The organism is Streptomyces sp. RLA012 (assembly GCF_056270325.1).
The window spans coordinates 9,077,475-9,092,006 of sequence record NZ_JBWDPA010000002.1; the positions used below are offsets into that span (position 1 = coordinate 9,077,475).

At 67.7% G+C, this 14,532-nt stretch carries 9 protein-coding genes; 5 read left to right on the top strand and 4 right to left on the bottom strand.

Translation table 11 applies throughout. From position 1 onward, the window contains the following. Window positions 1-28 precede the first annotated feature (28 nt). The 4 genes from RV986_RS41440 to RV986_RS41455 are packed head-to-tail and all read right to left on the bottom strand — an operon-like array spanning window position 29 to window position 11,051. On the bottom strand, window positions 29-9,484 hold the full coding sequence (locus RV986_RS41440; RefSeq protein ID WP_475922316.1) for a hypothetical protein: 9,456 nt from the start codon (window positions 9,482-9,484) through the stop codon (window positions 29-31). After that, window positions 9,481-10,383 (bottom strand): hypothetical protein, encoded by a 903-nt coding sequence (locus RV986_RS41445; RefSeq protein WP_475922317.1) that lies wholly within the window; start codon window positions 10,381-10,383, stop codon window positions 9,481-9,483. The genes RV986_RS41440 and RV986_RS41445 overlap by 4 nt, the downstream gene beginning before the upstream one ends. A 7-nt stretch (window positions 10,384-10,390) precedes the next feature. Next, the gene (locus RV986_RS41450) at window positions 10,391-10,747 is read right to left on the bottom strand and encodes a hypothetical protein (protein WP_475922318.1); all 357 of its coding nucleotides are present in this window, start codon (window positions 10,745-10,747) and stop codon (window positions 10,391-10,393) included. Next, complete coding sequence (locus RV986_RS41455) at window positions 10,740-11,051, bottom strand: hypothetical protein (protein ID WP_475922319.1); 312 nt, start codon at window positions 11,049-11,051, stop codon at window positions 10,740-10,742. The genes RV986_RS41450 and RV986_RS41455 overlap by 8 nt, the downstream gene beginning before the upstream one ends. Window positions 11,052-12,065: 1,014 nt before the next feature. Here RV986_RS41455 and RV986_RS41460 point away from each other — a divergent pair. The 5 genes from RV986_RS41460 to RV986_RS41480 all read left to right on the top strand — a co-directional run bounded on the left by RV986_RS41460 (window position 12,066) and on the right by RV986_RS41480 (window position 14,528). Then, window positions 12,066-12,566, top strand: coding sequence for a hypothetical protein (locus RV986_RS41460; RefSeq protein WP_475922320.1), 501 nt, complete (start codon window positions 12,066-12,068; stop codon window positions 12,564-12,566). 72 nt (window positions 12,567-12,638) lie between these two features. Next, window positions 12,639-12,998, top strand: coding sequence for a transposase family protein (locus tag RV986_RS41465; protein WP_475922321.1), 360 nt, complete (start codon window positions 12,639-12,641; stop codon window positions 12,996-12,998). Continuing rightward, the gene (locus RV986_RS41470; RefSeq protein WP_475922322.1) at window positions 12,953-13,474 is read left to right on the top strand and encodes a transposase family protein; all 522 of its coding nucleotides are present in this window, start codon (window positions 12,953-12,955) and stop codon (window positions 13,472-13,474) included. Before RV986_RS41465 ends, RV986_RS41470 begins: the two co-directional genes overlap by 46 nt. Window positions 13,475-13,822: 348 nt before the next feature. After that, window positions 13,823-14,065 (top strand): hypothetical protein, encoded by a 243-nt coding sequence (locus RV986_RS41475; RefSeq protein WP_475922323.1) that lies wholly within the window; start codon window positions 13,823-13,825, stop codon window positions 14,063-14,065. A 106-nt stretch (window positions 14,066-14,171) separates the two neighbouring features. Beyond that, a complete protein-coding gene (locus tag RV986_RS41480) occupies window positions 14,172-14,528 on the top strand; it encodes a hypothetical protein (protein ID WP_475922318.1) in 357 nt (118 codons plus the stop codon). Window positions 14,529-14,532: the final 4 nt, after the last annotated feature.

Below are 14,532 nucleotides of genomic sequence, written 5' to 3' on the forward strand. Positions count from 1 at the left end.
CCAGCGAGCGCGTCGTCCATGAAGTCGTTCAGCCAAGGGGAAGCGCTCTGCCGTGGCTCTGGCTCTGGGAGACACCCTGGTCTCCCTCCATGTCCACGTCCGACCCGTCCGGCTGTGACGTGGTGGCGGGTACCTGCGTGGCGGCCGGCCTGTGGTCCGTGGCGGGCAGTGTGTCGGTTTCCATGTCGTCATCGGGCAGCAGTGAGTCGAGAAGCGCGGGGGCCGCAGAGTCCAATGCCTGTTCTGTGGCCTCTTCGGGAAGCCGGACCTTGTAGTGGTTTTGCTCCGAGTTCAGGATCAGATGGAGCGTGGGGGTGACCGTCGAGGGGTCGGTCATGCCCAGCGGCGGCAGGAGCAGCCTGTAGCCCCTGTCCGGGTGGCGGGCGTCTACCACTTCCAGCTCGATGGGCTTGTCGATGGCCCAGGCGATGACCGGGGAGATCAGGTCGTCGGCCTCGTTGTTCCACCGGCCGCTGGTCGCGATGGTGTCGAGGAGTTCGTCGATGTTCGTGCCGAAGGTTTGGGCGTGCTCGGTCACCCGGGCCAGGTTCTGTGGGTCCAGGATCCAGTTCGTCACCCGGTGGCGCAGCTCCAGGGCGGTCTCGGTGGTGGCCTCGAGGCCCAACCCCACGTTGACCGCGTGGAACAGGCAATCACCATCCCGCGGCACGTCGACCACCCGACCGTGTACTGCCTGGCCGGCGGGGGCAGGCTGCTGGCCGACGCCCACCTCGTCCGGATGTGACGGCGTACCCGGCGGCTGCTCCGTCGCAGACCCCTCCAGCCGCCGTCGCTTAGCCGCCGGCTGTTCAGCGGTGGTACCAGCCTGCGGCTCCCCGGCCCTCCTGTCCTTTTCGCGGGCCTCAGCGACTAGCTTGTCGATCTGCTCGGCGATGTACGCACGAGGCCTCTTTCTGCTCCGTCGCCAGGCAGTCACCTCATTCCCGCCGACAGGTTCGTCCTCCTCTGATGTCTGAAGCCGAGCGGCCACCTCCTGGTCCGTGTACCCCATCCGCTTCAGGGACCTCAACGAAACCCCGACGTCGCGGCGGCCACGCGCCCGCAGGTTCCGGGGCGGCGGCACATTGAACGCCCCGCGATCTTCGTTGTATCCGTTATCGCGGGCTAGTTTGTGGATCTGGTCGGCGATCTCCTTGGGCGCCGTCGACTTGCCCCCTCGGCGGGCATTCACCGTGTTCCGGGGAACCAGTGTGCCGTCTGCCTTCTTGAGCTGAGCGGCCAGGAACTCGTCCGTGTGCCCCTTCTCGTACAGGAAGGACAGCGGAGCCCAGACGTATTCGCCGTTGCCGGGTCTGTGTGTCCGCAGGTTCCGGTCCGGCGGCGTATTGACCACTCCGCCCGTGTAGCCGGCGTCGGCGGCTAGTTTGTGGATCTGGTCGGCGATCTCCTTGGGCGCCGTCAACTTGCCCCACCGGCAGGCATTCACCGTGGGCCGGGGAACCAGTGTGCCGTCTGGCTTCTTGAGCTGAGCGGCCAGGAACTTGTCCGTGTGCCCCTTCTCGTGCAGGAAGGACAGCGGAGCCCAGACGTATTCGCCGTTGCCGGGTCTGTGTGTCCGCTGTGTCCGCAGGTTCCGGTCCGGCGGCGTATTGACCACTCCGCCCGTGTAGCCGGCGTCGGCGGCTAGTTCGTGGATCTGGTCGGCGATCTCCTTGGGCGCCGTCAACTTGCCCCACCGCCAGGCAGCCACCGTGTTCCGGAGAACCAGTGTGCCGTCTGCCTTCTTGAGCTGAGCGGCCAGGAACTTGTCCGTGTGCCCCTTCTCGTGCAGGAAGGACAGCGGAGCCCAGACGTATTCGCCGTTGCCGGGTCTGTGTGTCCGCTGTGTCCGCAGGTTCCGGTCCCGCGGCGTATTGACCACTCCGCCCGTGTAGCCGGCGTCGGCGGCTAGTTTGTGGATCTGGTCGGCGATCTCCTTGGGCGCCGTATACCTGCCCCACCGCCAGACATTCACCGTGTTCCGGGGATACAGTGTGTCGTCTGCCTTGTTGAGCTGAGCGGCCAGGAACTTGTCCGTGTGCCCCTTCTCGTGCAGGAAGGACAGCGGAGCCCAGACGTATTGGCGGCCGGGTTTAGGAGTTGCGGGCGTCGTACCGTCGGGCTCGATCGCAGGCTCGGCGGTTGGGTCCATGGGGCCATTCCGAGTATGGTCCGGGTCCTGCGCGGGCAGCGCCTCCGGGGCCGCCTGGCTGGGAAAGAGTTCTGGGTCGAACCATTCCTCGGGTACCTCCGCGTCGTCCTCCTTGTCCTCGTCGTCCGCGACGGTTGGTGTGGGTGGTGCCACGCTCTGTACGGCGTCCTCGTTCCGGCCCTCCGCGATGTCGGTGCCGGTCGTCTGGCTGGCCGGGGCCTGGGCCGGGGGTTCGAGGTGCGGCTGTGTGTCCGGCGAGCCCGGCTCGGCTATGAGGGCCAAGGCCTCATGGATCTGAAGTTCGTCGTAGTCCGTGACGCCATTGGGGGCTCTGGTGTTCCCCTCCGGGGGCAGCGCGACGTCGGATCCCGCGAGCTCCATGTCGAAGTCGAGCTCCATGTCGAAGTCGAGCTCCGTGTCGAAGTCGACCTCCGTGTCGAAGTCGACCTCCGTGTCGAAGTCGAGGTCCGTGTCGGAGTTTTCGGTCGGGTTGTGGGGTGCGCGGGGTGCGATGGCGGAGGGTGGCCGGTGGTCGGGGCCAGCTGGTTTCCGGACTCCGCCGCGGTTGTCGTGGTGGAGGTAGGGGGCGAGGACGTCGGAGATTTGCTGGCGGTGGTCGTCGGTGAGGACGAAAACGTGTTCGTCGGTGAGCGTGCGGGGGAAGTCGCCCATCAGGCTGAGCTGTCCCTGGTCCAGTACCTGTTCGGCGCGTCCGCCTGGGGTGAGCAGGACCTGGTTGCCGGGCTTGTCGTCCCGCAGGCCGAAGCCGTGGAGGATTTCGTGGAGGTGTACGACCGCGGGGGAATCGGTGTACAGGGCGTTTTGATGCGTCTGGCCTTCCTCCGGCGTGCCCTCATAGCCTTTGGGCTTGCCGTTGTGGACCTCGATTACGGTGTGCGCGTTCTCCTTTGAGTCGACGAACTCCACGGCGAGCTGCAGGACAGGACCGGTTGCCACCCCGTCGGCGTCGTCGGTCCGACGCAGGCGGTCGTGCGGCTGGTTCACCCACCGGTCCAGTGCCTGGGACAGGTTGTCCTTCAGCGCGGTCACCTGTTCGGGTGTTGCGTCCTGGACGTCGAGGTGGACCCGCCGGCGCAGGTGGAGGGTTTCCTGCCCTTGGGGATCGTGGTGCAACTGCCAGGTGTAGCCGACCTCTGTCCACTCCGACGACTTCTCAGGCGCCCGCAGGGCAGGCCGCCATGCCTGAACAGGCTCCCCGTCGTCGCCCTCGACCTCGACATACTGTCCACCCTCCGCGGTGATCTCGAACGCGTTACGGAAGGGAATCGACCGCCAGGTCCGTACCTCGCCGGAACGTACCGGTTCGCCGGGAAGGGGTTCAGGGTCCGCCAGGGCGGGTCCGTCATCACTGGGCGGGCCGTCCCAGCCCATGAGCGCCGCCGCGACCTCGTCCACGCGCGACGAAAGGACCTCGTTCGAGTGCGCGGTGTGCTGCTGCCCGCTCTCACTGGGGGCTGGGTTGTCCCCGTTCGGCGTCTGGTCCGTCAGGCCCTGGGAGGCACTGTGGGGCGTCTGGTTCGGGTCGCTGCCGTCCAGTTGCGCCGGGATATCCCCGCCCCCGCCCTCCACGCGGGTCGAAGGCGGAAGGCCGAGCTCCTGGAATTCCTCAAAGAGATTCTGTTCAGGGTCGGTGTGCTCCTGGCCGCCGGTTAGGCCGGTCGGGGGGGTGTCTTCCCGCTCGCCCTGACTGTCGTCCGGTATGAGGTACTCCCCAAACCCCATCACGTCGAAGTCGTCGATCATGTCGGAGTTGTCGGTCGGGTTGTGGGGTGTGCGGGGCGCGAGGGCGGAGGACGGATCGGCGTCGGTGGTTGTGGTCACCGGGCTGGCGGACCGAGGATCACCATCCTCCTGAGAGCGAGTCGAACCGGTCGAACCGGTCGAACGAGAGGAACTGGTCGGGGGCGACGATGGCTGCAGGCCAGCGAGCGCGTCGTCCATGAAGTCGTTCAGCCAAGGGGGAAGCGCTCTGCCGTGGCTCTGGCTCTGGGAGACACCCTGGTCTCCCTCCATGTCCACGTCCGACCCGTCCGGCTGTGACGTGGTGGCGGGTACCTGCGTGGCGGCCGGCCTGTGGTCCGTGGCGGGCAGTGTGTCGGTTTCCATGTCGTCATCGGGCAGCAGTGAGTCGAGAAGCGCGGGGGCCGCAGAGTCCAATGCCTGTTCTGTGGCCTCTTCGGGAAGCCGGACCTTGTAGTGGTTTTGCTCCGAGTTCAGGATCAGATGGAGCGTGGGGGTGACCGTCGAGGGGTCGGTCATGCCCAGCGGCGGCAGGAGCAGCCTGTAGCCCCTGTCCGGGTGGCGGGCGTCTACCACTTCCAGCTCGATGGGCTTGTCGATGGCCCAGGCGATGACCGGGGAGATCAGGTCGTCGGCCTCGTTGTTCCACCGGCCGCTGGTCGCGATGGTGTCGAGGAGTTCGTCGATGTTCGTGCCGAAGGTTTGGGCGTGCTCGGTCACCCGGGCCAGGTTCTGTGGGTCCAGGATCCAGTTCGTCACCCGGTGGCGCAGCTCCAGGGCGGTCTCGGTGGTGGCCTCGAGGCCCAACCCCACGTTGACCGCGTGGAACAGGCAATCACCATCCCGCGGCACGTCGACCACCCGACCGTGTACTGCCTGGCCGGCGGGGGCAGGCTGCTGGCCGACGCCCACCTCGTCCGGATGTGACGGCGTACCCGGCGGCTGCTCCGTCGCAGACCCCTCCAGCCGCCGTCGCTTAGCCGCCGGCTGTTCAGCGGTGGTACCAGCCTGCGGCTCCCCGGCCCTCCTGTCCTTTTCGCGGGCCTCAGCGACTAGCTTGTCGATCTGCTCGGCGATGTACGCACGAGGCCTCTTTCTGCTCCGTCGCCAGGCAGTCACCTCATTCCCGCCGACAGGTTCGTCCTCCTCTGATGTCTGAAGCCGAGCGGCCACCTCCTGGTCCGTGTACCCCATCCGCTTCAGGGACCTCAACGAAACCCCGACGTCGCGGCGGCCACGCGCCCGCAGGTTCCGGGGCGGCGGCACATTGAACGCCCCGCGATCTTCGTTGTATCCGTTATCGCGGGCTAGTTTGTGGATCTGGTCGGCGATCTCCTTGGGCGCCGTCGACTTGCCCCCTCGGCGGGCATTCACCGTGTTCCGGGGAACCAGTGTGCCGTCTGCCTTCTTGAGCTGAGCGGCCAGGAACTCGTCCGTGTGCCCCTTCTCGTACAGGAAGGACAGCGGAGCCCAGACGTATTCGCCGTTGCCGGGTCTGTGTGTCCGCAGGTTCCGGTCCGGCGGCGTATTGACCACTCCGCCCGTGTAGCCGGCGTCGGCGGCTAGTTTGTGGATCTGGTCGGCGATCTCCTTGGGCGCCGTATACCTGCCCACTCGCCAGGCAGCCACCGTGGTCCGGGGAACCAGTGTGCCGTCTGGCTTCTTGAGCTGAGCGGCCAGGAACTTGTCCGTGTGCCCCTTCTCGTGCAGGAAGGACAGCGGAGCCCAGACGTAGACGCCGGCGTCCTGCGTCCGCAGGTCTTGGAGCGGCGGCGTATTGACCACTCCGCCCGTGTAGCCGGCGTCGGCGGCTAGTTTGTGGATCTGGTCGGCGATCTCCTTGGGCGCCGTATACTTGCCCCCTCGCCAGGCAGCCACCGTGTTCCGGGGAACCAGTGTGCCGTCTGCCTTCTTGAGCTGAGCGGCCAGGAACTTGTCCGTGTGCCCCTTCTCGTACAGGAAGGACAGCGGAGCCCAGACGTAGACGCCGGCGTCCTGCGTCCGCAGGTCTTGGAGCGGCGGCGTATTGACCACTCCGCCCGTGTAGCCGGCGTCGGCGGCTAGTTTGTGGATCTGGTCGGCGATCTCCTTGGGCGCCGTCGTCTTGCCCCACCGCCAGGCAGCCACCGTGGTCCGGGGAACCAGTGTGCCGTCTGGCTTCTTGAGCTGAGCGGCCAGGAACTTGTCCGTGTGCCCCTTCTCGTGCAGGAAGGACAGCGGAGCCCAGACGTAGACGCCGGCGTCCTGCGTCCGCAGGTCTTGGAGCGGCGGCGTATTGACCACTCCGCCCGTGTAGCCGGCGTCGGCGGCTAGTTTGTGGATCTGGTCGGCGATCTCCTTGGGCGCCGTATACTTGCCCCCTCGCCAGGCAGCCACCGTGTTCCGGGGAACCAGTGTGCCGTCTGCCTTCTTGAGCTGAGCGGCCAGGAACTTGTCCGTGTGCCCCTTCTCGTGCAGGAAGGACAGCGGAGCCCAGACGTAGACGCCGGCGTCCTGCGTCCGCAGGTTCCGGTCCGGCGGCGTATTGACCACTCCGCCCGTGTAGCCGGCGTCGGCGGCTAGTTTGTGGATCTGGTCGGCGATCTCCTTGGGCGCCGTCGTCTTGCCCCACCGCCAGACATTCACCCTGGTCCGGGGATACAGTGTGCCGTCTGCCTTCTTGAGCTGAGCGGCCAGGAACTCGTCCCTGTGCCCCTTCTCGTGCAGGAAGGACAGCGGAGCCCAGACGTATTGGCGGCCGGGTTTAGGAGTTGCGGGCGTCGTACCGTCGGGCTCGATCGCAGGCTCGGCGGTTGGGTCCATGGGGCCATTCCGAGTATGGTCCGGGTCCTGCGCGGGCAGCGCCTCCGGGGCCGCCTGGCTGGGAAAGAGTTCTGGGTCGAACCATTCCTCGGGTACCTCCGCGTCGTCCTCCTTGTCCTCGTCGTCCGCGACGGTTGGTGTGGGTGGTGCCACGCTCTGTACGGCGTCCTCGTTCCGGCCCTCCGCGATGTCGGTGCCGGTCGTCTGGCTGGCCGGGGCCTGGGCCGGGGGTTCGAGGTGCGGCTGTGTGTCCGGCGAGCCCGGCTCGGCTATGAGGGCCAAGGCCTCATGGATCTGAAGTTCGTCGTAGTCCGTGACGCCATTGGGGGCTCTGGTGTTCCCCTCCGGGGGCAGCGCGACGTCGGATCCCGCGAGCTCCATGTCGAAGTCGACCTCCGTGTCGGAGTCGTCGGTCGGGTTGTGGGGTGCGCGGGGTGCGATGGCGGAGGGTGGCCGGTGGTCGGGGCCAGCTGGTTTCCGGACTCCGCCGCGGTTGTCGTGGTGGAGGTAGGGGGCGAGGACGTCGGAGATTTGCTGGCGGTGGTCGTCGGTGAGGACGAAAACGTGTTCGTCGGTGAGCGTGCGGGGGAAGTCGCCCATCAGGCTGAGCTGTCCCTGGTCCAGTACCTGTTCGGCGCGTCCGCCTGGGGTGAGCAGGACCTGGTTGCCGGGCTTGTCGTCCCGCAGGCCGAAGCCGTGGAGGATTTCGTGGAGGTGTACGACCGCGGGGGAATCGGTGTACAGGGCGTTTTGATGCGTCTGGCCTTCCTCCGGCGTGCCCTCATAGCCTTTGGGCTTGCCGTTGTGGACCTCGATTACGGTGTGCGCGTTCTCCTTTGAGTCGACGAACTCCACGGCGAGCTGCAGGACAGGACCGGTTGCCACCCCGTCGGCGTCGTCGGTCCGACGCAGGCGGTCGTGCGGCTGGTTCACCCACCGGTCCAGTGCCTGGGACAGGTTGTCCTTCAGCGCGGTCACCTGTTCGGGTGTTGCGTCCTGGACGTCGAGGTGGACCCGCCGGCGCAGGTGGAGGGTTTCCTGCCCTTGGGGATCGTGGTGCAACTGCCAGGTGTAGCCGACCTCTGTCCACTCCGACGACTTCTCAGGCGCCCGCAGGGCAGGCCGCCATACCTGAACAGGCTCCCCGTCGTCGCCCTCGACCTCGACATACTGTCCACCCTCCGCGGTGATCTCGAACGCGTTACGGAAGGGAATCGACCGCCAGGTCCGTACCTCGCCGGAACGTACCGGTTCGCCGGGAAGGGGTTCAGGGTCCGCCAGGGCGGGTCCGTCATCACTGGGCGGGCCGTCCCAGCCCATGAGCGCCGCCGCGACCTCGTCCACGCGCGACGAAAGGACCGCGTTCACCTCGTCCGAGCGCGCGGTGTGCTGCTGCCCGCTCTCCAAGGTTGGGGGTGACGGTTCCTGCACGCCATCGAACACCTCGCCCACGGTGGCGGGCCGGTCACCGGTGGCTGTGCCGTTCGCCTGGGGCGATGGCAGCGAGGCACCAGGCGCTGTGGTCGCCGGGGTGCTGCTCTGCGGAACACTGCTGCCCTGGGCGCCGGGCCGGATGCCGGGCTGGCTGCCGGTGGCCGAGGACCCGGTGGCCGAGAGCCCGGTGGCCAAGGACCCGGTGGCCGGGAGCCCGTTGGCCGGGGGCTGGTGGTCCTGGGCCTCGATGTCGTGGGCGTTGGTTTTGTTGCCGGAATGTCCGGTGTTCGAGGTGCTTACGGTGGTGGGTTGGTTACTGGTGGCTGTGCTGTTGGTGGGGGGCGATGACAGCGAGGCGCCAGGCGCTGTGGTGGCCGGGGTGCTGCTCTGCGGAACACTGCTGCCCTGGGCGCCAGGCCAGATGCCAGGCCGGATGCCGGGCTGGCTGTCGATGGCCGAGGTCCCGGTGGCCAGGAGTTCGGTGGCCAAGGACCCGGTGACCGAGGACCCGGTGACCGAGGACTCGGTGGCCAGGAGTTCGGTGGCCGGGGGCTGATGGTCCTGGGCTTCGGTGTTCTGGACGTTGGTCTTGTTGGCGGAGTGTCCTGTGTTCGAGGTGGCCGCGGTGGTGGGCTGGTTACTGGTGGCTGCGTTGTTTGTGTGGGGCGATGGCAGGGCGGTGCCAGGCGTGGTGGCCGCCGGGGTGGTGCTGTGCGGATCGCTGATGCCCTGGGTGCCGGGCTGACCACCGGCGGCGGCCAAGGACTCGGTGGCCGGGGGTTCGGTGGCCGGGGGTTGGTGGTCCTGGGCTTTGGTGTCGTGGGCGTTGGTGTTGTTGCCGGAGTGTCCTGTGTCCGAGGTGCCTACGGTGGTGGGTTGGTTACTGGTGGCTGTGCTGTTTGTGTGGGGCGGTGGCAGGGGGGCGCCAGGCGTTGTGGTTGCCGGGGTGCTGCTCTGCGGAACACTGCTGCCCTGGGTGTCGGGCTGGCTGCCGGGCTGACTACCAGTGGTGGCCGGGGACTCGGTGGCCGGGGGTTGGTGGTCCTTGGCTTCGGTGTTGTGGGCGTTGGTGTTGTTGCCGGAATGTCCTGTGCCCGGGGTGCTGGGGGTGCCCGGGGTTCTGGGGGTGGTGGTCGGTGTGTGGTGGCTGTCGGGGTCGTCCGCGAGGGCGGCCGGGGTCTCGGGGGAGCTGATCGTGGTGGGTGGTGGGTTGAACAGGGCGTTGCTGATTGCGAGGCCGCTGTTGTGGGCGCCGCCGGCGAGTACTTGGTGGGATTTGCCGCTGATGCCGGCGCCCAGGAAGGTGTCCCAGGTGGTCGCCCATTTCCCGGTCAACAGGCCGCCGCCGACCACCTCGGCCAGCGCTTCCGCACCACCCTCGGCGACGAAATGGTTGGCGTTCCGACCCGCCGTGTGGACTGCGGTACCGGCCGACGGCAGGTTCCCGGCGTCGGGCGGCCCACCTCCTTGGCGACCTTGGACGTGACGTCCCCGGCAACGTTCTTGGCCACCGGGACCGGGAGGGCGGCCCCCTTGAAGATGCTGCCGAGCCTGGAGCCGGTGCCGGCGATGGCGGGCATGAAGGCGCCGGCCAGGGCGCCGAAGAGGGCCTCGCCTCCCAGCGCGCCCCAGTCGAAGCCGGTGAAGCTGCCCTCGCCCGAGGTGAAGGCGATCATGCCCAGCCGGACGATGAAAGCCTCGAGTGCCTCCTCGAAGGCCTCTCCGGCGATGTGCAGCAGGTGTGTATGCCGGATCAGCCAGTCCAGGACGGTCAGCACCGCGACCCGGCTGCGGGCCTTGGCGACGGCGGCGTTTCCGGCGCCCGAACCGCCGCTGAAGGCGGCCGCCGCCGTGATGAACGCCAACTGGATCATCAGCCGGATGGCTTCGGCGATGATCTGCCATTTGGACTCAAGGATGTTCCACGAGGTCTTCGCCCGTGCGTCGGCGATCTCGTCCACCTGCTGGGCGAACTGCTTCAGGTGGTTCGTCCCGCCGTCGTTCACGAGCAGGCCCATGGCGCGCCGGTAGTCGTTGCCGACCTGCGACGGCAGACCCTTGCTGGCGGTGACGATCGAGTCCTCGATGGCGTCGGACAGGCCGCGCAGATCGTGGGCCAGCCGCCGGTGGGGGCCTGCGCTGCTACGTGCCAGATCCTCGTCTGCCTGGATGAGCCGTTCGCCGATCAGGACGAACAGCATGTTGTTGACGCCGTTTGAAGCATGGATCGTCATGGTCGGGTCAGTGCCTGCCGCTGTGGGTGGTGGACGCGTTGCCCGCCGTGTGGATGGCCTCTATCTGGCTGGCCTGGGTGGCCAGAATGCTCGTCGCGTTGTCGCTGGTGCCCGCCGCGACGGCCACGACCGCCTCCGACAGCGTCCGGGTGGTACTCATCGCCATCTCGGTTTCTTTCTTCTCCTGCGGACTGACGGCCTTGAAGAAGCTGTCATCGACCCCGGGCCAACCACGCGTCGCGTCCACGTCGTTGACGAAGTCCGCCAGGATCTTCCGCGCGGCGGCGGCGATCCGCTCGATGGCCTCGGCACTGCGCTGCACCTGGCCCGCATCGGCGGTGTAGGAGTTACTGCTGTCAGACATGACTGTCCTCGTCCTCGTCCTCGGCGTCGTCGTTGATCTCGTCGCGCAACCGGCTCCTGGCACTGTGTCCGGCTGCGTTCTGCGGTTCATCCAGCACGGCGGGACCGAAGATCTCGGCCCCATCGAAGTCCACACCCGCCAGCGCGGACACCGCCATGCCCGGCTGGGCGAAAAACCGGAACATCTCCACCACGCGCCAGAACATCCACGTTCGCGCGCCCCGCGCCGCCTCCAGCACACCGGCGGCAAGTACACCGTCGGCCATCGTGCGGTACCCGCCGTCCACGAATCCGAGCACGGTCATCTCACCCTGCCCGCAGGGCCGCACCGCCGCTCCTGGCCACAACGCTGCAGACCCGTTCGCCCTTCGACAAACCCACGCCCGCCTCCCCCCCAACACCCCCATCCTTCCCAGCCTGCTGGACCATGCCGTCGGAGGCGTTGTTATGTGGCCGTAGCCGACGCAGACGTAACCATCTGTCAGGTCGCCGGACATGCAAGGCCTCGGCTCGTCAGGTCAGGCCGGCGGATGGAAGGGCGCGGGTCAGGCGACCACTTGACAGACGGGCCGCTCACGAGAATCAGCAAGACTCTAAAGCCGGTTGACATGAGAACGCTCCCGCTTGAGGAAGAACTGAGCTCCGAATTGATGGGTATCAGGCGCCCCCGTCCGCCCGGCCTCCCGCACGGAACCCCCCACCCGCCACCGGGACGAACGCTAGCGACCACGATCCGCGGGCGCCGTCTCACAGACAGGCAGAGCGATCAGGACGGGGCACCGCCACATCCGGCGCCGTCAGGCGGTTGCAGCATGGACGACAGCGGCGAGGGCAGCGCCACCACGTCACCATCATGGACCCTGGTCTGCTTCGCCGAGCGGCGCTGACTTCACGCCGTCCCCAACGGACCCCCGATCCTGCACCGATGGGCAACACGAGACCTGCTGGAGAGGGAGTCCACCGGTCCGCGTACCCGGCACGGGCCGTGTCAAGCCGGACCCCGGGCGACGGTGTTGTCAATGGTGATGAAGGTCTACTCGCCCGAGTTCAAGGCGGACGCCGTCGCGAGGAAAGCAGTGCCCCTGCGGGGCAGGGCTGATGCGTTCTCAGTGAGGAAGTTTCATCGTGATTCGTGCAGGTCAACGGCCCTGGCGTGACGGGCGGTTGGGCTGCTCGCGCATGTCACGAGCGTGATCGCGTCGGGGAGATCATCTGTCGGCCCGCTTCGGGTCGTCTTCCTCGGATCTCCTGCACGCTGCGCACTGGTGCCCCTACCGTGCGTGCAGGGTCGCGACGGCGGCCCCGCGAAGGGAGGGGACATGGCCCAGAACCTGATGGTGTGGCTGATAGAGCGCCGGGTGGTGCTGGAAGAACGCGCCGCGCAGCTGCGCAAGCAGTTGACCGACACCGAGGCCGAAGTGGCCCGGCTCGGGGCCGCCGAGGTCGTCTACCAGCAGTACCAGGAGGATGCCGAGGCCGGGCACCCTGACGCCAGGGCCTGGCAGCAGGCCCTGGAAGAGGCCACCGGCGGCACGCCCGCGGCGCCCCCGCGGCCCGTGGGCACGCCCGGAGCCGCCGGCCAGCTGCTGATTCCCCACCACGGCCCCGACACCGGCACGGACGACCTGCCCGCCGAATACCAGAAGATCATGGAGATCGTCGCGGGCGGCGACAGCCCGCTGCAGGCCAAGGACGTGGCCCGCGAGCTGGGATTGGATGCGGTGCCGGCGAAGGTGGAGCCGGTGCGCGGGAAGCTGCGGAAGCCGACCGAGCGCGGCTGGATCACCCGCACCTCCGCCGGACGCTACCTGCCCCGGTAGCCCGCGACCGACCTGCCACAACGGCCGATTCGGGCCGCAACGCAAGCACCCCCGGCGGGTGTTGGTCCATGCGTGAACAAGAAGACCGGCCCCGCCGAGGGCGACACCGGCCTTGTCTACTCCGTCCGCCTGCCGCTGTCCAGCGCGACCGTCAACCGCGTGGCCGGCCTGATCCGCGCCCACCGCAGACAGATCCGCTCCCGGTGGCGCAAGCTCGACGCCGGGCAGATAGCGCTGATCGTGCTGGCCCACCTGCGCAACGACGAGCGCCTGGCCGACCTGGCCGGCGGGAACGCGGTCTCGGCCTCCACGGTGCGGCGCTGGGTGCTGGAGGTGCTCGGCCTGCCGGCCGCACGTGCCCCCGCCTGGACCGCGCGCTGGCCAAGGTGGCCAAGGACAGCGGCTGCGTGGTCCTGTTGGACGGGACGCTGATCCGTACCCGGCGGCGCAGTGGGCGGGCGAACCGGAAGAACTACTCAGGGAAGCACAAGGCGCATGGCCTGCTGTTTCTTGCCCTGACCGATGCGAAGGGGCGGCTTTTGTGGATCTCCTCGGCCCGCCGCGGCGCCTGCAGCGAGATCACGGCGGCCCGCTACGAGAAGCTGTGCGCGCGACTGCGCAAGCTGGAGCTTGCAGCGGTGGCCGACCTGGGGTTCGTCGGTCTGGACGAGGGGGCCGAAGAGCAACCGGCGGTCATCACAGGGTTCAAGGCGAGCGGCGGCAAGCGCCTGTCGTCACCGAAGAAGATCGTGAACCGGCTGATCAGCAGCCTACGGGCGCCGGTCGAGCACGGCTTCGCGAGCCTGAAGACCTTCCGGATCCTGACCAAGGTGCGCATGCATCCGCGGCACGCGACCGCGCTGGTGCGGGCCCTGCTGGTGCTGACGCACCACCAGGTGGCTCCGTGACCGATGATCTCCCCGCAATGATCACCGTGATGAGCTGCGCGAGCACCCCAACCACTCGTCACACCAGGACCGTTGACCTGCATGAATCACGATGGAACTTCCTCATAGGGGCACCCCCCGGTCTCCGCCGCCCTCACCGGGGTTTACGACCGCTACTACGACGACCCCGACCCCGTACGCAGGCCCGCTTTCGTCACCTGATGGCAGGCACAGCAGCCAGCGGAAACAGAAACCGAGTCTTCAGCAACGGCCTCTACGGTACGAGGAGATGCTCACCGAGGAGACCGGCGAGAGCATCAAGGAAACCCTCGACAAGATGGGCCAGAGCGTCAACAATATGGCGACGGGATGGGCGGGGTCAGTGAGGGTCTGAACGACGCCCTGAGCGTAGACACCACGACGGACACCGACTCTGCCACCCTGACCACGGAGACCACCGGCCTCAACTACTTATTGGCCACCGGCACATCCGGCTCCGGCGACCTGTTCACCGACAGTGACACCACGGACGGCATCAGCGGGACCACCGACCTCTCCGGTCTCATGACGCCGTGTCCACGACTACGACCGACACCACGGTCAGTAGTCTGACCGACCTCCACGGCAGTACCACCACCCTCAACGCCGACGGGTCGCCGACCACCCGAACGGGTCCGCACCGTCCTGAGTGACGCCGAGGACGAGGACGAGGACAGTCATGTCTGACAGCAGTAACTCCTACACCGCCGATGCGGGCCAGGTGCAGCGCAGTGCCGAGGCCATCGAGCGGATCGCCGCCGCCGCGCGGAAGATCCTGGCGGACTTCGTCAACGACGTGGACGCGACGCGTGGTTGGCCCGGGGTCGATGACAGCTTCTTCAAGGCCGTCAGTCCGCAGGAGAAGAAAGAAACCGAGATGGCGATGAGTACCACCCGGACGCTGTCGGAGGCGGTCGTGGCCGTCGCGGCGGGCACCAGCGACAACGCGACGAGCATTCTGGCCACCCAGGCCAGCCAGATAGAGGCCATCCACACGGCGGGCAACGCGTCCACCACCCACAGCGGCAGGCACTGACCCG